Here is a 24,535-nt window from a genome sequence, read left to right on the forward strand (position 1 = left end):
GGCACCAGAGGAGACTTTGATATAGCCATGCTCAACTTCCGCCGCCGACAGAACCCGAAGCTGGCGGAATGAAACACGACCGGTGGGGGAATGGTTGAACGGTCCCCCGACCGTCCGGGTCGGTGCAGACTATACTTGCGAAACCCTTTGCAGTCCGCTGCTATCAGTCGTCTCGAACGCACTGGCCGATACCGGATTGCGGGCGGGGATTTACTTCCTCGGTCTGGGCGTGGAGTGTCGTTCCTCAGCCACTGACGGACCAAACGCGCAGGATATCGGCCGTGGACGCCACCTCGATCTGGATGCTGAACCGTTCGGCATAAAGCTGCAACAGCGCGTCATGACTTTGGTCGGATGAACTGCACAGCGCGTCCTCGACCACGATCACCCGATATCCGATATCGATTGCCGCCAACACAGTGGCGAGTACGCAAACGTCGGTCTCCCCGCCCGAAACAATGAGCGCATCGACCCCGTGTGCATCCAGATGAGCTTGCAGACGTCCGTTGCCGAATGCGCTGTAGATCTGCCGATCGAAAACGACGGCTGGCGGCACACAGGTGGCGAGTGCCGGTACGAGCTCTATCAGTTCCGGATCAAGCCGCTCACGGGTTACGCATTCCCATTTTTCATAGTAGGCGCGCCATATCCCTCGCGCGTCATGCTTTGAGCGCGGTGGAATAAAACGCGTGAACAGGGTACGTTCAGGCGCATGCCGCGCCAATTCGACGATACGCGGCAGCACGCGGCTCATCCAAGGCGTTGCCCAGGGCGCTGCTGGCTCGAACAGCCGCTGCATATCGATGCACAGGTGCACCGCCCGGGGACCGGGTGGGCTGAGAAGCTGTCCCATCGCTGATTCCTGCTCGCGCCGACCGGATGCTGTCACACGCAAGATCAGCCGTTCAGGCCACAAGAGGCCCCACGGTATGGAGCCCGCGGCACGGCCGGTTCACCATTTCTGGCGGCTGTACCAGTCGTTCACTTCCTTCGCGGCCTGATCCTTGGCATAGCCGTAGCGCTGCTGCAGGCGGCCTTCAAGCTGATCCTGCTTGCCGGCGATCACATCGAGGTCGTCGTCGGTCAGCTTGCCCCACTGCTCCTTGACCTTGCCCTTGACCTGCTTCCAGTTGCCTTCGACACGATTCCAATCCATCGCGGTTCTCCCTTGAACGATGAGACCGACCAACCGGCCGGCCGAGACTTCGTTCCGTAATCGCCTTGCGGCAAGACTTCGCAATCCGGCAAAACCCCATCGCCGTGCGCGTGACGGCGCGACGGCCGACGAGGCGCTTTGCCGCGCGTTGATCCGGGATAGGAACTTGCCTTCTGCACTCGTGTTGGCAGTCCGAACTATTCACCCAACTGACGGAGCGACCAATGCCGGACAAAGATCTCAGCGCCCTCTTCCTCGATACCCTCAAGGACATCTATTACGCGGAAAAGCAGATCCTCAAGGCATTGCCGCGAATGGCCAAGGCCGCCGAGTCCGACGATCTCCGCGCCGCCTTTGAGAAGCATCATGACGAGACCGAAGGACAGATCGAGCGGCTCGAGCAGATCTTCGAGCTGATTGGCAAGCCGGCGCGCGGCAAGAAGTGCGACGCGATCGAGGGCATCATCGATGAAGGCAAGGAGATCATGGAGGAGTATGCCGACACGCCGGCGCTTGATGCGGGCCTGCTCTCGGCGGCCCAGGCGGTCGAGCATTACGAAATCGCCCGTTACGGCACCTTGAAGGCATGGGCGGACCGGCTCAGCATGAAGGATGCCGTCAAGCTCATCGACCAGACCCTGGCCGAGGAAAAGAAGACGGATGAGGCGCTCACCAAGCTCGCTGTCAGCGCCATCAACGCCGAAGCCGCCTGAGGACACGAGCGATGAAGCGAACCATTCTGGCGATCGCCATCGGCTGCGGGCTAGCATTCCCCGCGCTGGCCCAATCGGTGGGTGAGAAAACCGGCGTCAATTCGGTCCTCGGTATCGCGCCGAAGACGGAAGATTTCATCAAGGAAGTCGCAATGAGCGACATGCTGGAGATCGAGGCGGCGAAGATTGCCCAGCAGAAGGGCAACGCGGCCGAAAAGAAATTCGCCGATCAGATGGTGAAGGATCACACCAAGACCAGTACGGAATTGAAGGACATGGTCAGCGGCGAGATGAAGTCGGCGTTGCCGACCAGCCTCACGACAGCTCCGGGAAGAAGCTCGGGCGGCTGCGCGACGCCAAGGCGGAGGATTTCGCCATCGAGTACGATCCGATGCAAGTCAGCGCGCACAAGGATGCGGTCTCGCTGTTCGAACGCTACGCCAAAGGCGGCGACGATCAAAAGCTGAAGGATTGGGCCGGCAAGACCTTGCCGGCGCTTCAGCACCATCTCGCGATGGCGCAGGATCTTGACAAGAACCGAAAGTAGCCGACCGGCGCCGGCAAACGCCAAAATGCTTGCCGGCGCGTTCCCCGCAGACTCGCGGGATAGCGGGTCGGCCAGCCCGGCCCGCGTGTTTCCTGCATGATCGCGATCTTTGCGGCGGTCGCGCTGATCTTCGGCCTGCTCTATCGGCGCTAATTTCGAAATCCACTCAGGGGTTCCAGCCGCCACTGCCATAAGGCCTCGTTATGATCTCGAGCAGATGGCCGTTCAGTTCCTCGAAATAGAGTCCACGTCCGCCGTCGTGGTTGTTGATCTCACCCGCCCTTTGTTGACTGGGATCCGCCCAATAAGTCAGTTTTCGATCCCGGATGCGCTTGAAGATCGCATCGAATTCATCCTCGCCGACGAGGAACGCGCGTAGTGCTGACGCGGAATGTCGGCCTGGGAGTCTTTGTAATCCAGGTTGGCGCCGTTGGCTGTGGTGACCATCTGGAATGGCCCCCAATGGCGGGGCGCCGACAAGCCCAACACATCCGTCACGAACTTAGCGGAAGCCTTGCTGTCACGCGCCGGAACGATGGTGTGATTGAAGTCAATCGGCATGATAATCCCTCCCGCCGCTTAGCTCGCTCTGCACACGTCCAAGCGCATCTCAAACGAAGTTTTGCACTACGCGTTCCTATCGTGCTCGAGCTCGCGCACTCCGTCCCCATTGGAACACGTCGCGGATCCGATAGTTCAGGATTGGCAGCGCAACCTTATCAAGCGAGCCGCCATGTCCCAGACCGTCAGCGACTTCGTCGTCCACCGCCTGCACGATTGGGGTGTGCGGCACATCTTCGGCTACCCCGGTGACGGCATCAACGGCGTGTTCGGCGCACTCAACCGCGCCGGCGGCCGGATCGAATTCATCCAGGCGCGTCACGAAGAAATGGCCGCGTTCATGGCCTCGGCCTACGCAAAATTCTCCGGACGTCTCGGAGTATGCATTGCGACCTCGGGGCCAGGCGCCTCGCACCTCACGACCGGCCTCTATGACGCGCTGCTGGACCATCAGCCGGTGCTCGCCCTCGTCGGCCAGCAGGCGCGCAATGCGCTCGGCGGTCAGTACCAGCAGGAACTCGACCTCGTCGCGATGTTCAAGGACGTGGCCAGCGCCTATGTCGCCCAGGCCGCCGCGCCTGCGCAGGTCCGCCATCTGATCGATCGTGCGGCACGCATCGCATTGGCTCGGCGCACCGTGACCGCGGTGATCCTTCCGAACGATCTTCAGGAGGAGAGTTACCAGGATCCGCCGCGCGCTCATGGCACTCTGCATTCCGGTATCGGCTACACCCCGCCCCGCGTCATCCCGCATGAGGCCGACCTCGACCGCGCCGCTGACATTCTCAATGCCGGAAGGAAGGTTGCCATGCTGGTCGGGGCTGGCGCGCTTGGTGCAACCGACGAGGTCATCGCCGCCGCAGACCGGTTGTCGGCCGGCTGCGCGAAGGCGCTGCTAGGAAAAGCGGTCCTGCCCGACGACCTTCCCTGGGTTACTGGCTCGATCGGACTGCTCGGCACCGAGCCGAGCTACGACCTGATGATGGAATGCGACACATTGCTGATGGTAGGCTCCGCCTTCCCCTATTCGGAGTTCCTGCCGAAGGAGGGCAGCGCCCGTGGCGTTCAGATCGACATCGATGCCAGCATGCTGTCGATCCGCTTTCCGATGGAGGTCGGCCTGGTCGGCGACGCCGCCGAGACACTCCGCGCCTTGCTACCGAGGCTGAAGCAAAAGAGCCCGGACGGCTGGCGCAACGCCATCGAGGGCAAGGTCCGCGAGTGGTGGACGACACTGGAGGACCGCGCGCGGCAGCCCGCCAAGCCGGTCAATCCGCAGCGCGTCACCTGGGAGCTATCACCCCGTATTCCCGACCGCGCCATCATCACCAGCGATTCCGGCTCCTGCGCAAACTGGTTCGCGCGCGATCTCAAGATGCGGCGCGGCATCGACGCCTCGCTCTCGGGCGGCCTGGCCTCGATGGGAGCCGCCGTCCCCTACGCCATCGCGGCAAAATATGTTGCGCCCGACCGTCCCGTGATCGCGCTGGTCGGCGACGGCGCCATGCAGATGAACAACATGGCCGAGCTGATCACGGTCGCGAAATACTGGCGGCAGTGGAAAGACCATCGCTGGATCGTTTGCGTATTCAACAACGAGGACCTCAATCAGGTGACCTGGGAGCAGCGGATCATCAACGCCGATCCGAAGTTCGAGGCCTCGCAGCGTATCCCTGACGTCTCCTACTCCCGCTTCGCGGAGATGATCGGACTGCGCGGCATCTATGTCGATCGGCCCGATCTCGTCGGACCAGCCTGGGACCAGGCGTTGGCGAGTGACGCGCCTGTGGTTCTCGAGGTGAAGACCGATCCAGAAGTGCCGCCACTCCCGCCGCACATCACGCTGGAGCAGGCCAAGAACTTCTCCATTGCGCTGGCCAAGGGCGATCCGAACGAGGCTGGCGTGATCCGCGGCACGGCACGGCAGGTGCTGGAAACGATCCTTCCAGGCAAGGAATGAGGCGGGCGCTGAGGCATTTCGCGAACAAGCGCGCCCGCTTCCCAGCGCTGCAGGACGGCTCGATATTTGATCGGGAAGCCCAACTTACCTCGTGCAACGGGATCACCAACACTTGGACCATCGCATGGCGCGCGTTCTGATCGGTACATCCGGCTGGCACTACTCGTCCTGGCGTGGCCCGTTCTTTCCCAAGGGATTGCCGCTCAAGCAGCAACTTGACTATTACGCGACCCAGTTCCCGACCACGGAACTGAACGGCGTGTTCTATCGCACACCGACGGAAAAGGCCGTGGCAGGCTGGCGGGATGCGACCGATAAGGATTTTGTCTTTGCCTGGAAGGCGTCGAAATTCATCACGCACTGGAAGCGTCTCTCCGAAAGCTCGGTCAATAGTCTTGAACTGCTCGAAGACCGGCTGTCGCTGTTGCGCGACAAGGCCGGTCCGATCCTGTTCCAGCTGCCGCCGAACTTCATGATCGACGCCGACCGGCTGGCCACTTTCCTCAAGCTATTGAAACGGCGGCGGCGATACTCTTTCGAGTTTCGCCATCCTAGCTGGTACGAGCCGCGCATCCTGAAGCTCCTGGCGGGCCGTAACATCGCGCTGTGCATTTCCGATCATCACGACGCTCCGGCGCCGTGGAATCGGACCGCCGATTTTGTCTATGTTCGAGGTCATGGCCCGGGAGGCCGCTACAGCGGGCACTACACCCAGGCCGAACTCGTCGATTGGGCAAAGCGTATCCGCGGCTGGAAGCGGCAGGGATGTGACGTCTACGTCTACTTCGACAACGACCAGAAAAGTGCGGCACCGGCCGACGCCAAGAGACTTTGCCAACTGCTCGGATCAACGCTTCCGCGGCGGGCGACGCAATAGGAACGAACAATTCCACCCGCACTGGCTCCCAGCAAAAGGAACCGAGACGGGATATGCCCTTCATCCCACCCGGACCGACATTGCCATCCGGATCGCCTTGACCATTTTGGCGAGCGCCATCATCGGCTTTGACCGCGGGGCGCGCGGGCATGCCGCCGGACTTAGGACCACAATTCTTGTCGGCCTCGCCGCCTCGCTGTCGATGATCCGGGCAACCTCCTTCTCAGCCTCGACGGAAAGGATTCGGGCTCATCACGGTCATGGACCTGATGCGGCTCCCGCTCAGTATTCTGACAGGCGTCGGCTTTATTGGCGGCACAATCCTCAAGAAAGGTGACCTTGTCACCGGCGTGACGACGGCCGGGACGCTCTGGCTGATTACGGTGATCGGCCTCTATCTCGGTGCGGCCAGCCTGTGCTGGGCTGCATCGCAACCGTCATTGGGGTTGTCACCCTCTCGTCCTCAAATGGGTTGACCAGACGCCACCGCGCGTCGCTGACTGTAACCTGGAGGCTGATTTCAGCGTGATCGATGCACTCCCAAAACTATGCGGGTCGATTTCAGGAGCACAGACGCCGCGACGGCTCCACCAACGCAGATTACGTCTTTGAAGGTGTCGTGGCGGCGACCAGAAATGGCCTATCCGCGGGTCGACCTTTTGCAGTCGCTTGAAAAGCAATTCGTCATCAAATCCTTCGAACTGACCACCGAGAACGGCAAGTAGTACGCCGTTCCGCCCGTGCATTCGTGCGCTGAAAGCGCCCGGTATCTTGGCACGCATACGGCGACAAAGTTAGGAACGCCCCACCAGTCACATCGTTAGGCGATTGAAGCAACTAACCACCGGAGAGGCGACTATGAAGGTTTCCGATGCGATGACGCAGGAAGTCCAGCTGTGCACCCCCGACGACACGCTACGCGACGCCGCAGAGGCCATGGCGATGCTCGGTGTCGGCCTATTGCCTGTCGCCGACAACGAACGCCTGGTCGGCATGATCACCGATCGAGACATCGCACTTCGTGGCATCGGGATGGGCCGCAGTCCGGACTCTCGGGTCGGTGACGTCATGACCGCCGAGGTGAAGTACTGCTTCGAGGATCAGGAGCTTGAAGACATCACCCAAAACATGGGAGCGATCCAGGTTCGCCGTCTGCCAGTGCTCAACCGTGACAAGCGCCTCGTTGGTATTATCGCACTCGGCGATATCGCCCAGATCCACGCGAACGGCGCCACCGGTGCGGCCCTGAGCCAGATCTCGCGGCCGACAACGCAGCATGCGCAAGTCTAGATTTCGGGTTATGCCCGGCTCCGCGGCTTTGGCGCGCGGAGCCGGGCGTTCAAGGTACTCCAATGACCGACTACCTGCCGTGGATCGTGATCGCCGTGGGGATCATCGCGTTGATCGTCACGGCGCTGCTCTGGCGCGCCAACTATGTGAGCTCCGATTAGGCCTGCCAATGAACTCGCCTGGCGGACACGCGCCAGGCATCCGCCCGAGAGCCATCAGCTGCTCTTCTCGGCGCTGTCGATACTCTCGCGGTGAATTTCACGCGCGTCGTTGCCAATCACCGAGACGAAGCAGCCACGGCCCAGATATTCCTGCCGGGTCTCGGCAAGGTCGATTGCAAGGCGCTTGGCGACGGCAATGGCTTGGTCGCGATCCTCGACCGGCTGACCCGTCGGCTCGATGATGCGCTGATCGTCGACAATTGCAAAGCGAAAAGCGGACATCGTCACATCCGCCGGCTAATGCGTGTTCGATTCATGCCACTTTTCCAGATCCGGCTTCTCATCCCCGGAGTGCTTCTTGCTTCCGGAACTCTTCTCGTGTCCGGTCCGCTGCTCCTTTTCGGGATTGCCCTTCCAGGGCTTGTCGGTTTGCGCGTGGGATCCCCAGTCGCTCGAGCGGCCGGAATCCTGCGTCACTGGTTTTCTAGTCATGTCGATCTCCTCAACAGCAGAAGCGCCGACATGGCGATCAGTTCCTAAGCCGACGGTTCCTCAAGGCCCGCCCGCGACCGAGCCGGCGATCACCATCACTAGCGCGTCGAGATCGATGCTGCCGTGAACGGCCAGGTCTCCAGCATCCTGCACGCGGAGCAGCTCCGGTCGGTCGGCGGCCTGCCGCTTTAGCTCGGCGATGATGGCTTCCCTCAGCTTTTCCTCGAGCATGTTCGACACCGCTAACCCCTACGATCGGGGCTGGTCGCGGCCACGGACCTGCGCCGGCGGCGCAGTGGCCTCGATCGCCGTGAACGGTTCCAGAATGCGATAGCTGTGCTGTGATCCCGCGGGCACCAGCCAGGAGTCACCAGGCGCCAGGCGGATGGTCTGCCCTTCCACAGTCAGCTCCGCGAGTCCATCGATGACATACCCGACCGTCTCGTAATCGCGCTGATCCGACGCGCCTTGTTGAGGCTGTTCACGGTCCCACAGCCGCATCGCGAGCCTCTTGCCCGAGACGAGATAGGTCTGCCCCAGCGCGCCTTTCGGCGACGTGCTGACCGACACTTTCTTGACCGTGCTGTCCTTCATGACGTTCTCCTATCGTTTGTGCGCGCTGCCGCTGTGCGGACCTGGCGCCGTTAGAGCCAGCCCGAGCCAGTCACGCGCCACACGGTGTTGCCGACATCGTCGGCAATCAGCAACGCGCCGGATTTGTCGAATGCCAGGCCCACCGGCCGGCCGCGGGATTTCTCGTCCTCGTTGAGGAATCCGGTGACGACGTCCTGCGCGGACCCATTTGGATGGCCTTCGGCGAACGGCACATAGACGACCTTGTAGCCGTTGAGCTGCGGTCGATTCCAGCTGCCATGCTCGCCGACGAAAGCGCCGCCCCGATATGGCGCTGGCAGGCTGTCCCCCGTCGCGAAGACAAGTCCCAGCGGCGCGACGTGCGAGCTCAACGCGTAATCCGGAACGATCGCCTTCGAAACCAGATCCGGCCGCTGCGGCTGCACGCGCGGATCGACGTTGTGACCGAAATAGCTGTACGGCCAGCCGTAGAAGCCCCCCTCCTTCACCGACGTCAGATAATCCGGCACGAGATTCGGGCCGATCTCGTCGCGCTCGTTGACAACAGTCCACAGCGCGCGGCTTTGCGGCTCGAAGGTCAGTCCGTTTGGATTGCGCAACCCGCTGGCAAAGATCTTCCAGCGCCCGGTCGCGCGGTCGACCTCGAGGATGGCGGCGCGGTTCTTCTCCGCCTCCATCCCGTTCTCGGTGATGTTGCTGTTGGAGCCGACACCGACATAGAGCAGTCCGCCGTCCGGGCTCGCCACGAGGCTCTTGGTCCAATGATGGTCGATCGGCCCGCCCGGAAGCTGGGTCAGGGTCTGCCCCGGCTCGGTGATCCTGGTATCGCCCTCGTGATACGGATATCGAACGATCGCATCGGTGTTTGCGACATACAGATCGTTGCCGACCAGCGCGACACCGAATGGCGAATGAAGGTGGTCGAGGAAGACGCTCTGCACCTCCGGCTTACCATCGCCTTTGGCGCCGCGCAGCAGCGTGATGCGATTGCTTTCGCCGGTATCGCCGCCGGAGGTCGCCCACGACTCCACCCATTTCATGATGAAGTCCTTTGGTCGCTTGATCGGCTCCGTCCCCGGCGCCTTGGACTCGACGACCAGGATGTCGCCGTTGGGCAACACATAGAGCGAGCGCGGATGCTGCAGGCCGGTGGCGAGTGCATTGATCTGCAACGTGTCCGGCACCTTTGGCTTCTCGCCCTGCTTCCAGCCGACGACCGAGGCGACATGCATCGGCGGCATCAAATACTGCTCTAATGCCGGCAAATCGGGACGCGCGCCGGTCTGGGTCTTCGGATCAGGCGCCGTCTCCCTGCTGCAGCCGGGAAGGCTTAATCCGGCCGCCAGCGCCGCCACCACTGCAATTTGAGTGATGTTTGTCAGATCGAACCGCATCAGCCTATCACTCCGACCCGATGCCGATAGACCATCGCCCAGCCGAGCCAGCCCGTGCACAGCATGACGAGAACCGTCAGCGCCGACAGCATCAGTCCGGTGGGTACCACGGAGGTCCAGGCGTCGCGGCTGTGAATGAAAGCGTTGAACAGTGCCAGCAACATTACAACCACGTTGCCGATCATATGAAGCCAGGCATAGGCCAAGCCACGGATCAGGCGATTGCTCAGGAAGTCGATCAGGCCAGCGATCGCCGCGAGGCCGCCCATGATCAGCCCCGCGAACAGCAACCAGGCGGAAAAGTTGGCCCACTGCATCTCCGCCGTCTGCCAGTAGGCAATGTCGGTCACCAAGGTGCCGACAAAGCACGCGATCGGAAACGGCACCAGCATTGGATGGATCGGATGCGAGCCGATCCGCGCCGTCGAGGCCGGATTGACCGAATGCGTAGGGACCGTGACGACCTCGTGCATTTGCGCATCTCCGAATGAGGCCTCAACGGGGCGTTTGGAGTCTGGTTCCTAAGTGGACCGAGCCGGCCCGAGATGGATTAGGAACCAAGCTCTCGCGGCCGCGTCGGGTTAGAGTTGCCACGAGCAGGACGTCAATCATGGTCCGAGAAGGTCCGGCCGAACCACCGCCGCCGAGCGCCACCGAGATGGCGCAAGCACGGAAAGCACGTCCCTACGGCATGATGATCACCTCGGCGGTCATCGCTCTGGTGATCATCATCGTCGTCTACATCTTGATCAAATAGGCGAGCGTGCGCGATTGGTCGCGGAGCCTTGCCTGCCGGTCAGGCCGCGGCCATTCTCCTGCAGGATTCTGCGCACGCACGGCACATCGCCGCGCATTCGTCCATGCCACCCACGCTCTCGCAGTCTTCGGCGCATTCGCCGCAGATCTCCGCGCATTCGCGGCAGGTGTGCTTGTGGTGCGGGGTGTTGATCAACATGAAGTGAGCCGCTGTCCGGCACATCTCCGCGCAAGCCATCATCAGTCGGAAATGCGCCGGCTCGACATGCTTGCCGCCGGTGACAAGGCAATGGTTCATCGCGGTGGCAAGACCAGTCTTGTAGCAGGACAGGCAAGTCTCGATGCATCGGTTCATTTCCTGCGAGAACGCCATGACCGTCCCTCACGCCGCACTGCGCTGGGTATGCGGTCCCTCCCTGACCTCCTCGGCGATCTTGGCGCTGAAGGCCTCGAGGTCACCGGGATTTCGAGAGGTGATGACGCCTTGATCCACCACGACCTCGGCGTCCTGCCAGGTCGCGGCGGCGTTTGCGACGTCGGTCTTGATCGACTTGTAGGAGGTCATCTTGCGGCCCTTGGCAATTCCGGTCTCGATCAATAGCCATGGCGCATGGCACACCGCGGCGATAACTTTCTTGGCATCGAAGATATCTTTGATGAACTTCAATGCCTTGGGTTCGACACGCAGCAGGTCCGGATTGATCTGTCCTCCGGGAAGAATGACTGCGTCGTAATCGGCGGCGGCCGCTTGATCCAGCGTCTTGTCGACCTTGACCGGACGCCCCCAATCCTTCTTGTCCCACCCCTTGATTTCGCCCGCGGCAAGCGACACGACATCGACCGTGGCGCCAGCCGTCTTCAGGCGATCACGCGGCACTTCGAGCTCCGACTGCTCAAAGCCATGCGTTGCGAGGATGGCGATCTTTTTGCCGTTCAAGTTCATTGGCTGCTCCGTTATCGGTTTGCCAGTTCATGATCAGCGCGAGACGATGCGGTTACTCAACGTTCCGCGGTGGCGAGAGCAATGCTTCGGTCAGCAACCGCCGCAAGAAATACAGCCCGTCAAAGGTCAGCCTGGTTTCTCTCATCTCGCCCTTCGCGGCCTGTGCCTCGAGAAAGGTCTCAAGCTCGGGAAGCGCACGGTCGAACTTGTCTGCGATACCTGTCAGTTCGCAGGTTTCCTTAATGCGCGCGATCGATCTTTCCAGCTCGGTGATCTGATCCATTTAGCTTAAGTGTGCCTGCTGCCGTTGGTTCCTAAGCGCGCTGCCGCATGCGCGGTTGCGGAAAATATCAATCTGCCGCGGCGTCATTCGGCGGTTACGCGCGTTCATGGAACATGAACCGCCGCAAAGCACGAACGTCTGCCGCCTCAGCACGTCTATGGCCGCTCCTTGCCGTCAATTTCTTCATGGCGGACATGCAGTCCGGGATCGGACCGTTCGTCGGGATATTCCTGCAGTTGCATGGCTGGAGCAGCGGCCTGATCGGGACCGCAATGACGCTCGGCAATGTCGCAGGCATGCTGATCACGACCCCGATCGGCGGCTGCATCGATACCACCACCTACAAGCGAGCGTGGGTGATCGTGCCCGGCATCGCCGTCGTTGTGGCGTCAACCGTCATCCTGGTGTCGCAAACATTCTGGGCTGTGGCCTTGTCCCAGGTTGCGACGTCGATCGCGGGTGCGGCCATCGTTCCGGCGGTCACGGGCATCACACTCGGCATCGTCAAGCAGCGCGGCTTCAACCGGCAAAATGGCCGCAACCAGGCCTTCAACCACGCCGGTAACATGATCGGCGCGGCGGCATCTGGCTATCTCGGCTGGCAATACGGCTACGTGGCGGTGTTCCTGCTCGCTGCGCTGTTTGGGGCGATCACGATCGCCTGCGTCCTGATGATCCCGCCCGACAGCATCGACTACCACGCGGCCCGCGGTAAGGAGGAAGATCCGGAAAGCCAGCCCAGCGGCTTCACGGTGCTGGTCAAGCACAGGCCGCTGCTGGTGCTCGCCCTTGCGCTCGCCGCCTTCCATCTCGGCAATGCGGCAATCGTGCCGCTCTACGGCCTTGCCGCGGTCGCCGGCGGTCTTGCCGATGGTCCGAGCTTCGTCGCAACCACCATCGTGATCGCGCAGGCGGTGATGATCCTGGCATCGATCGCCGGCATGCACGCGGCCGAACGCCGCAACTACTGGATCGTCCTGCTGCTGTCGTTCCTGGCCCTGCCGGTGCGCGGCGCGCTCGCTTTCTTTCTCTCTGGTTGGTGGGGCGTCCTGCCGGTGCAAATCCTCGACGGCATCGGAGCCGGACTGCAAAGCGTCGCGGTGCCGGGAATGGTGGCGCGATCGCTGAACGGAACCGGCCGCGTCAATCTTGGGCAAGGCGCGGTTATTACGATCCAGGGCGTCGGCGCATCGCTCAGCCCCGCGCTCGGGGCTGGGTCGCGCAATGGGTCGGCTACGGACCTGCATTCCTCGTGCTCGGTGGACTTGGATTGCTGTCGGTTCTGATCTGGATCGTCTTCCGGACCACCGTGCGTCACTACTGAAGCGGTTTTCGTGTGCAGGCCCGCTCCGCAAGTCTGGGAGCGGCGGCAATCTTCCGCCTCAGCCAGCACGGATGCGCCGGCCTCATCCGACCGCGTGACGTTTCCCGACCGCGCGGCTGCGGCGCGGCAAAGCCTAGCCGCATGGATGGAGATCCGAACGGGGCGGCAGCGAACTCGAAAACGGTCGCGCCACCATGAGCGTGGCGCGTTCATCGGTTTCCAAGGCAATCTTCTGGGCAAGCATCACATCGCCCGCCGCCAGCGATCCAGCGGGCCGGAAGCACCAGCCAAGGACAACGCGGCCTCCGCCATCCATCTCGTAGACGTTGGTCGATGTGCCGTAGCAAATCCGATACCGCTTGCCGGAGTCCGAGCCGATCACGTCGAAGCGCTTGTAGGTCTCGAACTGCGAGCGCTGCTCCGGAGAGAGCCATGCCGAAAGCAGCTCCAACCCGCGCGCTTCGATGCGCTCATACGCTTTCCAGCGGTCCCAGATCGACGCCAGCGTCGCGGCGGCGCGCCCCAGCCCAACCCGCATGGGCATATCCCGTAGACGAGCCATCATGGCGTCAGCCGCCGACCAGTCTGGGATAAAATAGCGTTTCCTCAGCGGTCGGATCCAGCGTGCGAACGAGCGCGGTTTCGCCCGTGGATCGCCGCACCGCGGCGGTATAGCCGCCCGACATCAGCTCGGCGAAGCGAGCACTCGCCCACGCCAGTTGCTCGCCGTCGTCAGGATCGAAATACTGCCTTGTGTCGCCTGTGTGATCCATGACCAAGATCGTTGCCATCATCTTCTCCCTTGAAGCTCATTCACGACTGCATCAGACCACCGGCACAGCCGTCGTCGGCCTGCCGCCCAGCCATTCCGGCAGCGCTGCGCCGTCGCGATGCCGCCCGCCTGCACAGGCTGCAGCCCAAGCGATGACCGCGCCGAACAGCAGCGCCGCAGCGGCTGAGAATGCAAAGATCACCGAGCTACGCCGCGATCGCTGGATGGCGGTTCTGGCATCGCCGATGACGCTGTCGACGCGCTTCTCGGCCTCCGCGGCAGCCAGCCCGGTCGAGGCCGCGACCTGCTGGATCAGATAGCTGTGATCCTCGGTGCTGATACCGCTGTGGCCAGAACTGGTCAGCAGGATGCGGCCTGCCTCCGCGCGCTCATAGCCGATATCGATATTGGCCGGACGCCGCAACGACCGGTACAGGCGGTCGAGCTCGGCGCTCAGCAAAGGCTCCGCGGCCGTCACCGACGGCCGGCTCTGGATCGTCGGGCGCGTGACAGACAGACCCACCAGTGCAACGATTGCGGTGCCGAGAATGACGGCGAACGCCCAGGCCGTCAGGCCGTGAAGCCCGTCGCGATTCTCCGTCACATCGGCTGGCGCCGAGCCGATCACCCGTTGCGCACGGCCGGCGATGTAGCCGCCGACGCCGAAGCTCACCAGTGCCTGCAGGATCAGATATAGCCCCGACAGAAGCGCGAGCGCCGCCGATGCGTCGCACCATGATGGCGAGCTCGAGCTGACATCCAAACCGACCGCTGCGGCAAAGCCGATCAGAATAGTCGACAGTGCGGCCGCAGTCAGCGCGCCCGCGAATACTGGACTCCATTGTAGCCGAAAGACGGTCCTGTTGCCGGCGGACACGGCAAGCCCTCGCTCGTTATCCATGACCCGCCTATCGCAGTCCGAAGAACGACAAGATCGCGAGTATGACCACGATCAGTCCCACCAGATAAATCAACTGGTTCATCCAAAACTCCTCCGCTTTGTTCTGACAATCTGGCCGAGACGGCAAGGTTCCTATGCGGACGCAGGGGTGCGATGCGGAAGCGAAGATCAACGGACGTGAACCATCGCTGAAGCTCCGTACGGGCATGGGGCGCCTGTGCGGCCAGAACGAGGTGTCCAGCTTGCCTCGACCAACCGCGCCAGAGTTCGGTCAACGAAAGAGCCGCCCGACGGCCGGAGCGCCGTGAGAAATCGTCACGCGGACGGCAGGGCTCAGCGCCACATGCTCGGGGCAGACTGTAACGCAGCTCGGCCTGCGATTCGGAGTTCATCGAGTGACGAGCGCCCATCCCGGACGGCTTGCAATAACCCGGACGCTACGCTGGTCCGCCGCGTGGTATCGGAGCGCGGCACATCTCCGCACACCTCATCAAGCACGGCGCGAAGCACTGCCGCGGTTTCACCGTCCAGCATGGCCGTCTCCCTGCCCTGGTCAATTGAGCCTGATCGTAATCTAAGACGGCACGAGGCGAGTTTAAGTATGTTAACACAGCAAGCGTAATTTCATCTCCCGCGCAATCACTCGTCGTTTCGTCTTCGTCACGACAAATCACTGTCACCGTTCGGATCGACAATGCGATGCGAGCGCGCCTCAGGTCCGCTGCGCAATTTCGAGGATCGCATCAGCGAACGCCTGCGGCGCTTCGCGGGGCACGAAGTGTCCGACGCCACCAAGCAGACGGCGCTCGTAGCCCGCGGTAAAATACTTCTCCTTGTTCTCGGAGGTGACCGGCTGATTGTCGCGATCCTCGGCCCCCTGAAGCATGATGGTCGGTATCGATATTTCGGGCGCCCCGGCGAGACGATGCTCGATTTCCTCGTGCTCCGGTGCTCCCTTGGCATCGTGCCAACGTTGCCGATAGGCGTGAAGACTGATATCGGCCCAGTCGGGATTGTCGAGCGTAGCTGCGATCGCATCGAATTCGGCATCGCGGCCCGGCCATGGCGGCGACCAGCTTGCCCAGAGATACCGGCATAGCCGCTGCCGATCCTCACGATAGGCTTTCTCGCCGAGCGAAGTTGCGACGAACCACTCGTACCAGTAGGCTTTGGCCAGATCATAAGGCATCTCGGCCACCTGCATCGCCGTGGCATAGCCGGCCGCTGCCGTCACCAGGCCCGCTACCCTGCTCGGAAACAGGGCCGCAACCCCATAGGCTACCCGGGCGCCCCAATCGTAGCCGGCGAGCACGACATCATTCAGATCGAGGGCGTCGAGGAATTCAGCCAGATCGACGGTCAGGGCCGAAATAGCGCCGCTGCGCATCGTCTTCTCCTGCAGAAACCGCGTCGGGCCGGAACCGCGAAGATACGGCGCATAGATCCGGAAATGATGGTCGCCGAGCTTCTCGATCACGCGGTCCCAACAGCGCGCTCCATCAGGCCAGCCGTGCAGCAGCACCAATGGCCGTGCATCAGCCGCACCCGAGTTCTCATAGGCAACGTCAAGCTCTCGCGTGCGGCATGACAGCAGCATCTGTTGCCGAGCGACGGGATTAATCATCCGCCGGCTCCTTCCAGCTTATCGGTCGCATCCGTTGCAGGCGACGCCACCGGCCAACACCATCCGCCTCGCTGTGTTCCTACGAGCCGAATGTCAGGGTCGCCGGACTCTTGGTATATCTCGGCATTGTGAGGAACGGTTCATTGCGTGGCGAAGCCGGGAACGCGCCTGGCCGCGCGTCAGCCGCGCCGCTTGGTGTGCGGATAGTCCGCAGAAGACAGCGCGGTATCCTTCAGGACTTTCAAATCCTTGATCGTCAGCGTCCGATCGCGCAGCACGATCAGGCCGGAGCCACGCAGCTCCTGCAGCGTCCTGTTGACATGGACAACGGACAGGCAGTCGCGTCGGCGAGATCGGTCTGCATGATCGGGAACAGACACGAGCCGTGCCTCGATCATTCCGACCGGAAGCAGCCGCTCGTATGGCTCGCACAACAAATGCGCGACCCGCTCCAGCGCCACCCTCCGGCCGACATCGGGAGCGATCGTCGATGTCGGCGAAAGAGCAGACGCACTAAGAGCGAGATCTTTCCTGAACAGCGGTCAAGGATCAGTTTAGCGATTCGAACGTTGATACGCACCCCATCTCCACAATAGCGGAGACAGCTGATGCCAGAACGCAAAACAATTCAAAAGGCGAAACAGGACCGACGTGCGGGCAAGTCGGCAACCACCCAGGCCGGCGAGTTTGTCCATGAGGAAATTCGCAAGGTTCGGCGCGGGCAACATGGAGCGAGATCACCGAAACAGGCGATCGCAATCGGCCTGTCCAAGGCGAGGCGCGCCGGCGTTCCGCTCCGGCCGCCTGGAAAGGGCAAGGCAAAGGCGAAAACGCGCAAGAGCGCCGAATATGCGTATGAGGCAGGCCAAGGCAAACGGAAGCCCCGCCGCCGGCCGCGTGTTTCGCGTGCCGTATCTCGAGCCCTGAAGCGGGAGCCCCACGGCAGTGCATCGCGGTCCGCGCTGTCGAAACAAACACGACAGGCGGCGTCGCACCGCTCGGCCTCGGCGCGCTCGGCCGCAGCCCGCAAGGCAGCCAAGACCAAGGGACCGGCACGCCGCTCGGCCGCGGCAAAGAAGGCAGCCCGGACGAGGGCGCGTCGCCGATAGGGCCTGTAGGCATTTGTAACGCTAAGGCAACTTTCCCAAGCGCCGGAGATTGGTTCGCAGACCGCTCTTCCAGGGATGCTTTCGATGGACGCCAGTTCACCCGATAAGACCGACCTGACCGCACTCGACCAGTATTGGCAGGCAGCGAACTACCTGTCCGTCGGTCAGATCTACCTGCTGGACAACCCTCTTCTGCGTGAGCCGCTGCAACCCGAGCACATCAAGCCTCGGCTGCTCGGTCATTGGGGGACCACGCCGGGGCTCAACTTCATCTACGCGCACCTCAATCGCGTCATCAGGGCACGCGACCTCGACATGATCTACATCTGCGGGCCGGGCCACGGCGGACCCGGAATGGTCGCCAATACCTACCTTGAAGGGACCTATTCTGAAATCTATCCGGATATCACGCGTGACAAGGACGGCTTGCGAAAGCTCTTCAGGCAGTTCTCGTTTCCAGGCGGCATTCCGAGCCATGCGGCGCCCGAGACGCCAGGGTCAATTCATGAAGGCGGCGAGCTGGGGTACTCATTGCTGCATGCCTACGGGGCAGCCTTTGATAACCCGAACCTCATCGTTGCCTGCGTGATCGGTGACGGCGAAGCCGAAACCGGCCCCCTCGCTGCATCCTGGCATTCGAATAAATTCCTGAACCCGGCGCATGACGGCGCTGTGCTTCCGATCCTGCACCTCAATGGCTACAAAATCGCCAACCCGACGATTCTTGCACGCATGCGCGACGAGGAGATTTCGCTTCTACTCAAAGGCTACGGCTTTGATCCGCTGTTTGTCGAAGGTAGGGATCCCAGCGACATGCACCAAAAGATGGCGCGGGCGCTCGACGAGGTGCTCGATCGCATCGGCGATACGCAAACCCGCGCCCGCAACAATCCAAGCGCCGGTCGCCCACGCTGGCCGATGATTGTCTTGCGCACTCCCAAGGGGTGGACCGGTCCGAAAGAAGTCGATGGCAAGAAGGTCGAGGGTTTTTGGCGTGCGCACCAGGTGCCCATTGAAGGCGTCCGAACCGACCACGCTCATCTCGAGATTCTCGAGAAGTGGATGCGCAGTTACCGTCCCGAGGCATTGTTTGACGACGCTGGCTGCCTGCGCACCGATCTTCAGGCGCTGGCGCCAACGGGCCTGCGCCGGATGGGCGCCAACCCGCACGCTAACGGCGGAACCCTTAAACGAAAGCTGACACTTCCGGACTACCGTAGCTACGCAGTCGATCTCCGGTCGCCCGGCTCACAATTCGGCGAGGCCACACGGATCATGGGCGGCTATCTCCGTGACGTCATTTGGCTGAACGCAGCGAACAAGACATTTCGATTGATGGGGCCGGACGAAACCGCCTCAAATCGACTCGATGCCGTTTTCGAGGCCACCGATCGCGTCTGGTTGGAAGAGATCGAGCCATTCGACGTGGGCCTCGCGCCCGATGGTCGCGTCATGGAGGTCCTGAGCGAGCATCTGTGCCAGGGATGGCTCGAGGGCTACCTGTTGACCGGACGCCACGGCCTCTTCAACTGCTACGAGGCCTTTGTTCACATCGTCGACTCTATGTTCAATCAGCATGCCAAGTGGCTTGCAGTGTCGCGCCGCCTGCCTTGGCGCCGACCGATCGCATCGTTAAACTATTTGCTCAGTTCCCATGTCTGGCGTCAGGATCACAACGGCTTCACGCATCAGGTTCCAGGCTTTGTCGACCTTGTCGCCAACAAGGATTCCGATATCGTTCGCATCTACTTTCCACCCGACGCGAACACCTTGCTCTGTGTCGCCGATCACTGCCTCCGCACCTACGATCGTATCAATGTCATCGTCGCCGGGAAGCAATCGTCGCCGCAATGGCTCTCGATGCAGGAGGCAGAGGCTCACTGCAAGGACGGCATCGGTATCTGGCAATGGGCGACCACGGAGGGGACTGACGAACCAGATTTGGTCATGGCCTGCGCCGGCGACATTCCAACGCTCGAAACCTTGGCCGCGGTTAGCCTGCTACGTGAAGCACTGCCCGATCTGAAGATCCGCGTCGTCAACGTCATCGACCTGATGACCCTGCAGCCGCGCGAGCAACATCCGCACGGACTGTCCGACAAGGAATTCGATCGTTTGTTTACGCGCGACCGGCCGGTGATCTTTGCCTATCACGGTTATCCCTACATGATCCATCGGCCGACCTACAATCGTGCCAATCATGAAAATATTCACGCGCGCGGCTATCGGGAAAAGGGGACGACGACCACGCCGTTCGAGATGGTGGTGATGAATGAGCTCGATCGCTTCCATCTCGCTATCGAGGCGGTCGAGCGCGTTCCCGGCCTAAAGGCCAAGGCGACTGCGATCCGGCAGCTCTACGAGGGAAAGCTGACCGAGCACCACCGCTATATTCGCGAGCACGGTGAGGATATGCCCGAGATCCTGAACTGGCGCTGGCCTCGCTCCTTCGGGCGGGACGAGTAATGACCAAGGCAATTCTGGCGCTGAACGCGGGCTCATCAAGCATAAAGTTCGCGGCCTATCGCGTCGACGGCGATGATCCCGGCCTCTCGCTGATTTGCAGAGGTCTTCTCGACCGGCATGCATCGAGCGCCGGGTTCACCATCAAAGATGCTGCGGGCAAGATACTTGATCAAGCGCAGTCTGCCCCCGATGAACAGACCGATCCCATTTCTCCGTTGCTTCCCCGGCTGCAATGCATTCTCGGGAGGGCCACCCTGATTGCGGTCGGCCACCGGGTCGTGCACGGAGGAGCCCACTTCTCCGCTCCCATCCTGATCCAGGACGACGTACTACAACGGATCGATACGCTTACGCCGCTGGCACCACTCCATCAACCTGCTTGCCTTGCCCCCATTCGGGCCCTGCAACGGGCGCGCCCCGAGCTCGCGCAAGTTGCCTGCTTCGACACGGCATTTCATCGCGATATGCCATCGGTTTACAAGCGGTTGCCAATTCCAGATATCGGAGATGACATTCATCGATACGGATTTCACGGCCTCTCGTTCGAATACGTTGCCGCACAGATCGGCGATCCCCAGAAGCGCACTGTCATCGCGCACCTGGGCAACGGATCCAGCGTGTGCGCGCTCCAAGACGGCAGAAGCATCAACACGAGCATGGGCCTCACACCTCTGGACGGGCTGATGATGGCGACGCGATCGGGGGCCATCGATCCAGGGCTCTTGCTGTACCTGCTGGAATCGAAGGGACTTTCGACCCAGGAACTCAAAGATCTGCTCTACCGTGAATCCGGCCTCGTCGGAGTATCAGGCGTATCTTCCGATATGAGGACTCTTCTCTCCGCATCGGACCAAAGGTCACGACTGGCCGTCGATCAGTTCTGCGCGCGGGCGGCGGAGTACATTGCCGTGATGGCGGTCAGTCTCGGCGGTCTGGACCGTCTGGTGTTTACCGGTGGCATTGGCGAGAATAGCTCGCAAGTTCGTAGCGAGATTTCCTACAGGATTCGATGGCTGGGAATTGAACTGGAGGAAATCGAAACGAACGATCCTCCAGCACCATTTCGCGCCCACGCTGCCAGATCAAGGTGCAGGTGGTACCAACAGACGAAGAAGCGATGATTGCCAAACACATTCTCCTGCTGTTGCCGAGTCGGCTCTAATGAGATCATTATTGAAAGGTTCAGCGTCACGCGATTGGCGCTTTTGGCGCCGGTCTCGCGCGAAGCGAAACGAGCGCTCCCCGAAGTCGTCCAGCGCGAGGTTAGCATCGTGGATGCACGATGGATGTGCCACGACAAGAATGCGCTGCGATACCACCTAACGGACCCTGCTTTGTTTAGGGAGTTCTGCGACGAATTCGCAACCAGGACGGCTGCCGGCGTGTCTTCCGGGGCTAGGCGGGACGCCGAAGCCGTCCCGATCAGAGCGCTCCCTCTGGAACGCCAATGTCATTGTAGCGGGAAAAAGCGGCATCAAAGACGCTCTTGCGATTACCTCAACTTGACAACTGTCTAATTTTCCGTCTTTGGCACCGCTCGCAACGAAGAGCGTCCCCGTCCTGCTCCGACCAAAGAACAAGCCATGGAACTCTTGGCTTCGTCGTGCTTTTTCCCGTTTTTGGGGCAGCAACGTCAGCTTTGGAGAGAGGAGCCATGAAGCGACGACGCCGGGTTAAACAGATTTTCCCCCTTGAAGAACGCCTTGCCAGAGAAGCCCAAGAGCTACGGCAACGAGCGAAGAAACTCCCCCCAAGTCGAGAGCGCGAGATACTGTTGAGGAAGGCGCGCCAGGAAGAGACCACCGCCCATTTGACCGAATGGCTGATGTCATCCGGCCCCCGGGTCCCGATCTAAGAGGGATCAGCACGCAGGCCAACAACCACCATATAGACGGCGTTGAGATTGTCTTCGCTTGTGCTGCAGCGGTGTCGTTTGTGGCCCTGATCGGCAGCGTGGCTTGGCTTCTGATGCGGTGAACGTGGCGCCGTGACCGGTAGGTGGGCATCACGCATGGGATACCGCAGAGGCGTCGATCTGCGCCTCATGGCGATCGAAACCTGTTAAATTGGCCCAGCGCCTTGCCCTCGCTGGGGTCCTTTCGGTGGTCGAACGGAGTTCCGGATCCGCTATTGAACCAACGTCGGTTCTGTTAGTTTACCGGCATCACCGGCCAAGGCTTAGCCGTAGGCGTCGATGGCTGAGAGACCAAGTGCGCTCCCGCCTGCGTTGCAAGGGAGCGTGACTCGATGGAATATCGAGGCATTGTCGTCGGCATTCTGCAATCCATTCCGAACGGCTGGCGTTGGCAATTCGAGCTTAACGGCACCTCTAAATGCGGTCAGGGCTTTGGTCGGCAGAACGCGGCGCATCGGGCCAGGAAGGCGATCGATGCCGCGATCAAGGACACGCCTGCCGATCGCAGCGCTTGGCAAGTTGGCCAGCGCGTTTCCCGCAAAAACCACGATGAGCTTGGCACCGTCGTCGAGATTAACGGCCAGGTCAAGGTGAAGTGGGACGGCGGCCGGACGAGCTACTTCAGACACGACGACAAAGCCAATGTCGAAATCGCTCCCCCCTACCCCCAGCCGGGAGCAGCGCCATGAAAAAGCGGCGCATAGGCAAACTCAATCATTGGAAGCACGGCTTGAGCACGAGGCGAAAAGCCTGCGCGAGGAAGCAAAAGTGCTTCCTCCAGGCGCACGAAGGGAAGCCCTGCTGAGGAAGGCGCGGCAACACGAGATCACCGCTAACATGACGGAGTGACTGATGTCGCCCGGCCTAAGGCCGCCCACCTGAGAACGCTCGAAAATGACTCCACTCAACCACCAGCGCGTGATGGAGCTATTGGAGACGCTACGCGAGCGCAGCTCTGAGGAAGTAATGATTGGCTCGCTTGCGTTGGGTGCAAGCTTCACTCCAGAGATGTGGCATGCCTTGGAGCTACTTCGCAAAGAGCGAAGTTCGTAAGCTCTGTTCATCCAAATGGACGGCATCTCGGCCGTCCTAGCCACTAGAAACCAACGGTCTGCAACCAAATTAGCCCCGATGGCAGAGTCGTTCGGCAGCAAGTTTACTATTGTTGAAGTCACTGCGGACGATTTGGCGTCGGACGTGCCAAGCCAGATTTGGATTGCGCTAGCTAAACCAAGTCAGGCCCTGACGTTGGTTCTTGCTGCCGTTCCGGAGGGGTGGACAGCGGAACTTATTGACCAGCCCCTGACACAAGAGCAGCAACGGCTATTCGAGGAGCTCAACCTCAAGCCAGGCGATGTTTACAGGCTCACCAAGTAGGTCCACCTCCGGCAGCAACTCGCCCTCTGCCATTCCAACGCAAGAAGCCGGAGGCGATCGGCACCAAGGCACTCTTTCCCGGCTTCATTGCACCGGCCCGAGGTGCCGAGCGGCACGCGCTGGATTCACGAGATTAAGTTCCAAACCCATTCGCCAATCAAGAGGTGAAGATCTACACCGGGCGCGGCAACAACTCGACCAAGCGCTTCAAGAAAATCGCGGAGGACGCCTGGCACATCTCCATTGGGCTACGCGAGAAGGCTGGCGATACCAGCACGTCAGAGCAATCATCGTAGCAATCGACCAATACGCTGAAGCTGGGTTGGGCAATCGCGAATTCTTCCTCAATCGGCCTTATGGCATTGCAGGACGAGATAACTTTCCGTAGCCACAGGCGCTAATTGAAACCCTGCTCGTTCCGGATGGCGTCGGATGCTGCATTGACGCGTTGAGCCTCTGCTTCAGCAGCCTCTCGGATTGATTTGCTGCGGTCGGCCACTGTGTCGGGATGGCAGCTCGGCCTACGGCGCCGCCAGGGCCCTCGCGCTTGTTCCGTTGTGGTCCTACTATTCCGCGCAAATTCTTCTTTTCGGCGCCGAGATCACGCGCGCCATCTTCGGTCCGCCGCTTGGCGAGCAGGAGAGCGCCGGCAGGACGCCCGCCGAACGCGCCCCCGATGACCATCCCCAGTTCCGTAGTTGCCCAGCCTGGCAGCCGAATAGGGTTCGGTCGTAATCTCAAGTCGACTCCGCCCAGCCGCTGGATGTGATCGGGACTCCTAGCGTTCCCGATCGTGAGCACTTCTGAAGCATTTCCTTGAGATCGAACTGCGTTGAACGGCCGCTCGCAAATGAGAAGTCAGGTATCGGCGGGGGCGGGATTGGAGTGGCGGCCGCCCGCTCAGCAAACCGCCGCTGGAGGGATTAGTCGACTGACGACCGTTCGGGTCGACGGATCGACCAGCATCACGCGCTCGCCCGAGTAGACATAGCGGTACTTGGTGAGCGAGGGACCCCAGTCGGTAGGCACCGCCTCGAGCTCGACTTCGCGCGGCACCCGCTGACCGACGACGATCTTCTCGCGGGTCTCCACGGGACGGACCTTGTGCTCGGTGACGTGGGTGCGGATCTTCGTGCGGTCTTCCGGTTCGATCTGCACGGCGGCGGCATGTCCGGTGCCGGTGGTGCTGACGACGGTGGACTGCGCCATCGCGCCCGTTGCGATCATCTCCGCCAGCGCAGCCGTCAGTAGACGCTTGTTCATCTTTCTCTCCTCGCCGCCATATGCGGCAGGGTCGAGAACCCTTGAACGATGGCCAGG

Annotated in this window: 31 protein-coding genes and 2 pseudogenes; 15 read left to right on the top strand and 18 right to left on the bottom strand. The window is 61.5% G+C overall.

The features are described 5' to 3' along the window. Window positions 1-244 precede the first annotated feature (244 nt). Together CI41S_RS23800 and CI41S_RS23805 are read right to left on the bottom strand one after the other, a co-directional pair. Complete coding sequence (locus CI41S_RS23800) at window positions 245-853, bottom strand: cysteine hydrolase family protein (protein WP_139861815.1); 609 nt, start codon at window positions 851-853, stop codon at window positions 245-247. A gap of 99 nt (window positions 854-952) precedes the next feature. Beyond that, the gene (locus tag CI41S_RS23805) at window positions 953-1,156 is read right to left on the bottom strand and encodes a CsbD family protein (RefSeq protein WP_139480521.1); all 204 of its coding nucleotides are present in this window, start codon (window positions 1,154-1,156) and stop codon (window positions 953-955) included. Between the two features lie 224 nt (window positions 1,157-1,380). On the opposite strand from CI41S_RS23805, the gene CI41S_RS23810 reads away from it, so the two are divergent. Continuing rightward, window positions 1,381-1,869 (top strand): YciE/YciF ferroxidase family protein, encoded by a 489-nt coding sequence (locus CI41S_RS23810; protein ID WP_139861816.1) that lies wholly within the window; start codon window positions 1,381-1,383, stop codon window positions 1,867-1,869. A gap of 152 nt (window positions 1,870-2,021) precedes the next feature. Continuing rightward, window positions 2,022-2,416 (top strand): annotated as a pseudogene (locus CI41S_RS23815) (DUF4142 domain-containing protein). A gap of 309 nt (window positions 2,417-2,725) precedes the next feature. On the opposite strand, the gene CI41S_RS44565 reads toward CI41S_RS23815, so the two are convergent. Beyond that, the gene (locus CI41S_RS44565) at window positions 2,726-2,977 is read right to left on the bottom strand and encodes a VOC family protein (protein ID WP_244626670.1); all 252 of its coding nucleotides are present in this window, start codon (window positions 2,975-2,977) and stop codon (window positions 2,726-2,728) included. A 172-nt stretch (window positions 2,978-3,149) separates the two neighbouring features. Here CI41S_RS44565 and CI41S_RS23825 point away from each other — a divergent pair, with 172 nt between their 5' ends. The 5 genes from CI41S_RS23825 to CI41S_RS23840 all read left to right on the top strand — a co-directional run bounded on the left by CI41S_RS23825 (window position 3,150) and on the right by CI41S_RS23840 (window position 7,104). Continuing rightward, window positions 3,150-4,937, top strand: coding sequence for a thiamine pyrophosphate-requiring protein (locus CI41S_RS23825; protein WP_139861817.1), 1,788 nt, complete (start codon window positions 3,150-3,152; stop codon window positions 4,935-4,937). 124 nt (window positions 4,938-5,061) lie between these two features. Beyond that, window positions 5,062-5,814: a DUF72 domain-containing protein gene (locus CI41S_RS23830; RefSeq protein ID WP_139861818.1), complete on the top strand. Its 753-nt coding sequence runs from the start codon at window positions 5,062-5,064 to the stop codon at window positions 5,812-5,814. Next, window positions 5,741-6,151 (top strand): MgtC/SapB family protein, encoded by a 411-nt coding sequence (locus tag CI41S_RS23835; protein ID WP_244626671.1) that lies wholly within the window; start codon window positions 5,741-5,743, stop codon window positions 6,149-6,151. Before CI41S_RS23830 ends, CI41S_RS23835 begins: the two co-directional genes overlap by 74 nt. Beyond that, window positions 6,075-6,290, top strand: coding sequence for an MgtC/SapB family protein (locus CI41S_RS44570; RefSeq protein WP_244626700.1), 216 nt, complete (start codon window positions 6,075-6,077; stop codon window positions 6,288-6,290). Before CI41S_RS23835 ends, CI41S_RS44570 begins: the two co-directional genes overlap by 77 nt. A 382-nt stretch (window positions 6,291-6,672) precedes the next feature. Then, window positions 6,673-7,104, top strand: coding sequence for a CBS domain-containing protein (locus CI41S_RS23840; protein WP_139861819.1), 432 nt, complete (start codon window positions 6,673-6,675; stop codon window positions 7,102-7,104). Window positions 7,105-7,319: 215 nt separating this feature from the next. Here CI41S_RS23840 and CI41S_RS23845 read toward each other — a convergent pair whose 3' ends face one another. The 6 genes from CI41S_RS23845 to CI41S_RS23870 are packed head-to-tail and all read right to left on the bottom strand — an operon-like array spanning window position 7,320 to window position 10,218. Beyond that, the gene (locus CI41S_RS23845; protein WP_139861820.1) at window positions 7,320-7,547 is read right to left on the bottom strand and encodes a hypothetical protein; all 228 of its coding nucleotides are present in this window, start codon (window positions 7,545-7,547) and stop codon (window positions 7,320-7,322) included. Window positions 7,548-7,562: 15 nt separating this feature from the next. Next, complete coding sequence (locus CI41S_RS23850) at window positions 7,563-7,757, bottom strand: hypothetical protein (RefSeq protein ID WP_139480513.1); 195 nt, start codon at window positions 7,755-7,757, stop codon at window positions 7,563-7,565. A 60-nt stretch (window positions 7,758-7,817) separates the two neighbouring features. After that, window positions 7,818-7,997: a hypothetical protein gene (locus tag CI41S_RS23855; RefSeq protein ID WP_139480512.1), complete on the bottom strand. Its 180-nt coding sequence runs from the start codon at window positions 7,995-7,997 to the stop codon at window positions 7,818-7,820. A 9-nt stretch (window positions 7,998-8,006) separates the two neighbouring features. Beyond that, window positions 8,007-8,351, bottom strand: a complete 345-nt coding sequence (locus tag CI41S_RS23860; RefSeq protein WP_139480511.1) for a cupin domain-containing protein — start codon at window positions 8,349-8,351, stop codon at window positions 8,007-8,009. A gap of 50 nt (window positions 8,352-8,401) precedes the next feature. Next, window positions 8,402-9,745: a PQQ-dependent sugar dehydrogenase gene (locus CI41S_RS23865; protein ID WP_139861821.1), complete on the bottom strand. Its 1,344-nt coding sequence runs from the start codon at window positions 9,743-9,745 to the stop codon at window positions 8,402-8,404. Then, window positions 9,745-10,218 (bottom strand): DUF2231 domain-containing protein, encoded by a 474-nt coding sequence (locus tag CI41S_RS23870; RefSeq protein WP_139480509.1) that lies wholly within the window; start codon window positions 10,216-10,218, stop codon window positions 9,745-9,747. Before CI41S_RS23870 ends, CI41S_RS23865 begins: the two co-directional genes overlap by 1 nt. Window positions 10,219-10,355: 137 nt before the next feature. Here CI41S_RS23870 and CI41S_RS43640 point away from each other — a divergent pair, with 137 nt between their 5' ends. Then, window positions 10,356-10,502 (top strand): hypothetical protein, encoded by a 147-nt coding sequence (locus tag CI41S_RS43640; protein ID WP_172626664.1) that lies wholly within the window; start codon window positions 10,356-10,358, stop codon window positions 10,500-10,502. A gap of 39 nt (window positions 10,503-10,541) precedes the next feature. Here CI41S_RS43640 and CI41S_RS23875 read toward each other — a convergent pair whose 3' ends face one another. From CI41S_RS23875 to CI41S_RS23885, 3 genes are read right to left on the bottom strand one after another with little or no spacing between them, the layout of a single operon-like run. Beyond that, window positions 10,542-10,874 carry a four-helix bundle copper-binding protein gene (locus tag CI41S_RS23875; protein ID WP_139861822.1) on the bottom strand — a complete coding sequence of 111 codons (333 nt, stop codon included), beginning with the start codon at window positions 10,872-10,874 and terminating at the stop codon, window positions 10,542-10,544. Window positions 10,875-10,883: 9 nt separating this feature from the next. Next, a complete protein-coding gene (locus CI41S_RS23880) occupies window positions 10,884-11,444 on the bottom strand; it encodes a type 1 glutamine amidotransferase domain-containing protein (protein ID WP_139861823.1) in 561 nt (186 codons plus the stop codon). Window positions 11,445-11,496: 52 nt separating this feature from the next. Beyond that, a complete protein-coding gene (locus CI41S_RS23885; RefSeq protein ID WP_139861824.1) occupies window positions 11,497-11,727 on the bottom strand; it encodes a hypothetical protein in 231 nt (76 codons plus the stop codon). Window positions 11,728-11,912: 185 nt separating this feature from the next. Between CI41S_RS23885 and CI41S_RS23890 the strand changes: the two genes are divergently transcribed. Then, a complete protein-coding gene (locus tag CI41S_RS23890; protein WP_244626672.1) occupies window positions 11,913-13,013 on the top strand; it encodes an MFS transporter in 1,101 nt (366 codons plus the stop codon). A 171-nt stretch (window positions 13,014-13,184) separates the two neighbouring features. On the opposite strand, the gene CI41S_RS23895 is transcribed toward CI41S_RS23890, so the two are convergent. The 5 genes and pseudogenes from CI41S_RS23895 to CI41S_RS23920 form a co-directional block, all read right to left on the bottom strand. Next, complete coding sequence (locus tag CI41S_RS23895; protein WP_244622101.1) at window positions 13,185-13,589, bottom strand: hypothetical protein; 405 nt, start codon at window positions 13,587-13,589, stop codon at window positions 13,185-13,187. 31 nt (window positions 13,590-13,620) lie between these two features. Then, the gene (locus CI41S_RS23900) at window positions 13,621-13,842 is read right to left on the bottom strand and encodes a hypothetical protein (protein WP_139861825.1); all 222 of its coding nucleotides are present in this window, start codon (window positions 13,840-13,842) and stop codon (window positions 13,621-13,623) included. A 33-nt stretch (window positions 13,843-13,875) separates the two neighbouring features. After that, window positions 13,876-14,700: a hypothetical protein gene (locus CI41S_RS23905; RefSeq protein ID WP_244626673.1), complete on the bottom strand. Its 825-nt coding sequence runs from the start codon at window positions 14,698-14,700 to the stop codon at window positions 13,876-13,878. 736 nt (window positions 14,701-15,436) lie between these two features. Further along, window positions 15,437-16,246: an alpha/beta fold hydrolase gene (locus CI41S_RS23915; RefSeq protein WP_244626694.1), complete on the bottom strand. Its 810-nt coding sequence runs from the start codon at window positions 16,244-16,246 to the stop codon at window positions 15,437-15,439. Between the two features lie 281 nt (window positions 16,247-16,527). After that, window positions 16,528-16,824: pseudogene (locus CI41S_RS23920) on the bottom strand (helix-turn-helix domain-containing protein); the annotation flags it as partial. A 132-nt stretch (window positions 16,825-16,956) separates the two neighbouring features. Between CI41S_RS23920 and CI41S_RS23925 the strand changes: the two are divergent. The 6 genes from CI41S_RS23925 (at window position 16,957) to CI41S_RS45040 (ending at window position 23,511) form a co-directional block, all read left to right on the top strand. Next, window positions 16,957-17,457, top strand: coding sequence for a DNA-binding protein (locus CI41S_RS23925; protein ID WP_139861828.1), 501 nt, complete (start codon window positions 16,957-16,959; stop codon window positions 17,455-17,457). Between the two features lie 75 nt (window positions 17,458-17,532). Beyond that, window positions 17,533-19,923, top strand: a complete 2,391-nt coding sequence (locus tag CI41S_RS23930) for a phosphoketolase family protein (protein WP_139861829.1) — start codon at window positions 17,533-17,535, stop codon at window positions 19,921-19,923. After that, window positions 19,923-21,044 carry an acetate/propionate family kinase gene (locus CI41S_RS23935; RefSeq protein ID WP_347339263.1) on the top strand — a complete coding sequence of 374 codons (1,122 nt, stop codon included), beginning with the start codon at window positions 19,923-19,925 and terminating at the stop codon, window positions 21,042-21,044. Before CI41S_RS23930 ends, CI41S_RS23935 begins: the two co-directional genes overlap by 1 nt. Window positions 21,045-22,170: 1,126 nt before the next feature. Then, complete coding sequence (locus tag CI41S_RS23945; RefSeq protein WP_139861830.1) at window positions 22,171-22,527, top strand: hypothetical protein; 357 nt, start codon at window positions 22,171-22,173, stop codon at window positions 22,525-22,527. A 442-nt stretch (window positions 22,528-22,969) separates the two neighbouring features. Further along, window positions 22,970-23,215: a hypothetical protein gene (locus CI41S_RS23955; protein WP_139861832.1), complete on the top strand. Its 246-nt coding sequence runs from the start codon at window positions 22,970-22,972 to the stop codon at window positions 23,213-23,215. Between the two features lie 164 nt (window positions 23,216-23,379). After that, window positions 23,380-23,511: a hypothetical protein gene (locus CI41S_RS45040; protein WP_283813138.1), complete on the top strand. Its 132-nt coding sequence runs from the start codon at window positions 23,380-23,382 to the stop codon at window positions 23,509-23,511. A gap of 604 nt (window positions 23,512-24,115) precedes the next feature. Here the strand turns inward: CI41S_RS45040 and CI41S_RS23970 are convergent. After that, window positions 24,116-24,478: a DUF1236 domain-containing protein gene (locus tag CI41S_RS23970; protein ID WP_139480493.1), complete on the bottom strand. Its 363-nt coding sequence runs from the start codon at window positions 24,476-24,478 to the stop codon at window positions 24,116-24,118. Window positions 24,479-24,535: the final 57 nt, after the last annotated feature.

This window comes from Bradyrhizobium ivorense (genome assembly GCF_900696085.1).
Classification (GTDB): Bacteria; Pseudomonadota; Alphaproteobacteria; order Rhizobiales; family Xanthobacteraceae; genus Bradyrhizobium; species Bradyrhizobium ivorense.

Coding starts and splice junctions, on each gene's coding strand:
- CI41S_RS23800 (WP_139861815.1), bottom strand. CDS start 853: ATGGGACAGCTTCTCAGCCCACCCGGTCCCCGGGCGGTGCACCTGTGC.
- CI41S_RS23805 (WP_139480521.1), bottom strand. CDS start 1,156: ATGGATTGGAATCGTGTCGAAGGCAACTGGAAGCAGGTCAAGGGCAAG.
- CI41S_RS23810 (WP_139861816.1), top strand. CDS start 1,381: ATGCCGGACAAAGATCTCAGCGCCCTCTTCCTCGATACCCTCAAGGAC.
- CI41S_RS44565 (WP_244626670.1), bottom strand. CDS start 2,977: ATGCCGATTGACTTCAATCACACCATCGTTCCGGCGCGTGACAGCAAG.
- CI41S_RS23825 (WP_139861817.1), top strand. CDS start 3,150: ATGTCCCAGACCGTCAGCGACTTCGTCGTCCACCGCCTGCACGATTGG.
- CI41S_RS23830 (WP_139861818.1), top strand. CDS start 5,062: ATGGCGCGCGTTCTGATCGGTACATCCGGCTGGCACTACTCGTCCTGG.
- CI41S_RS44570 (WP_244626700.1), top strand. CDS start 6,075: ATGGACCTGATGCGGCTCCCGCTCAGTATTCTGACAGGCGTCGGCTTT.
- CI41S_RS23840 (WP_139861819.1), top strand. CDS start 6,673: ATGAAGGTTTCCGATGCGATGACGCAGGAAGTCCAGCTGTGCACCCCC.
- CI41S_RS23845 (WP_139861820.1), bottom strand. CDS start 7,547: ATGTCCGCTTTTCGCTTTGCAATTGTCGACGATCAGCGCATCATCGAG.
- CI41S_RS23850 (WP_139480513.1), bottom strand. CDS start 7,757: ATGACTAGAAAACCAGTGACGCAGGATTCCGGCCGCTCGAGCGACTGG.
- CI41S_RS23860 (WP_139480511.1), bottom strand. CDS start 8,351: ATGAAGGACAGCACGGTCAAGAAAGTGTCGGTCAGCACGTCGCCGAAA.
- CI41S_RS23865 (WP_139861821.1), bottom strand. CDS start 9,745: ATGCGGTTCGATCTGACAAACATCACTCAAATTGCAGTGGTGGCGGCG.
- CI41S_RS23870 (WP_139480509.1), bottom strand. CDS start 10,218: ATGCACGAGGTCGTCACGGTCCCTACGCATTCGGTCAATCCGGCCTCG.
- CI41S_RS43640 (WP_172626664.1), top strand. CDS start 10,356: ATGGTCCGAGAAGGTCCGGCCGAACCACCGCCGCCGAGCGCCACCGAG.
- CI41S_RS23875 (WP_139861822.1), bottom strand. CDS start 10,874: ATGGCGTTCTCGCAGGAAATGAACCGATGCATCGAGACTTGCCTGTCC.
- CI41S_RS23880 (WP_139861823.1), bottom strand. CDS start 11,444: ATGAACTTGAACGGCAAAAAGATCGCCATCCTCGCAACGCATGGCTTT.
- CI41S_RS23885 (WP_139861824.1), bottom strand. CDS start 11,727: ATGGATCAGATCACCGAGCTGGAAAGATCGATCGCGCGCATTAAGGAA.
- CI41S_RS23890 (WP_244626672.1), top strand. CDS start 11,913: ATGGCGGACATGCAGTCCGGGATCGGACCGTTCGTCGGGATATTCCTG.
- CI41S_RS23895 (WP_244622101.1), bottom strand. CDS start 13,589: ATGCGGGTTGGGCTGGGGCGCGCCGCCGCGACGCTGGCGTCGATCTGG.
- CI41S_RS23900 (WP_139861825.1), bottom strand. CDS start 13,842: ATGGCAACGATCTTGGTCATGGATCACACAGGCGACACAAGGCAGTAT.
- CI41S_RS23925 (WP_139861828.1), top strand. CDS start 16,957: ATGCCAGAACGCAAAACAATTCAAAAGGCGAAACAGGACCGACGTGCG.
- CI41S_RS23930 (WP_139861829.1), top strand. CDS start 17,533: ATGCTTTCGATGGACGCCAGTTCACCCGATAAGACCGACCTGACCGCA.
- CI41S_RS23935 (WP_347339263.1), top strand. CDS start 19,923: ATGACCAAGGCAATTCTGGCGCTGAACGCGGGCTCATCAAGCATAAAG.
- CI41S_RS23945 (WP_139861830.1), top strand. CDS start 22,171: ATGGAATATCGAGGCATTGTCGTCGGCATTCTGCAATCCATTCCGAAC.
- CI41S_RS23955 (WP_139861832.1), top strand. CDS start 22,970: ATGGCAGAGTCGTTCGGCAGCAAGTTTACTATTGTTGAAGTCACTGCG.
- CI41S_RS23970 (WP_139480493.1), bottom strand. CDS start 24,478: ATGAACAAGCGTCTACTGACGGCTGCGCTGGCGGAGATGATCGCAACG.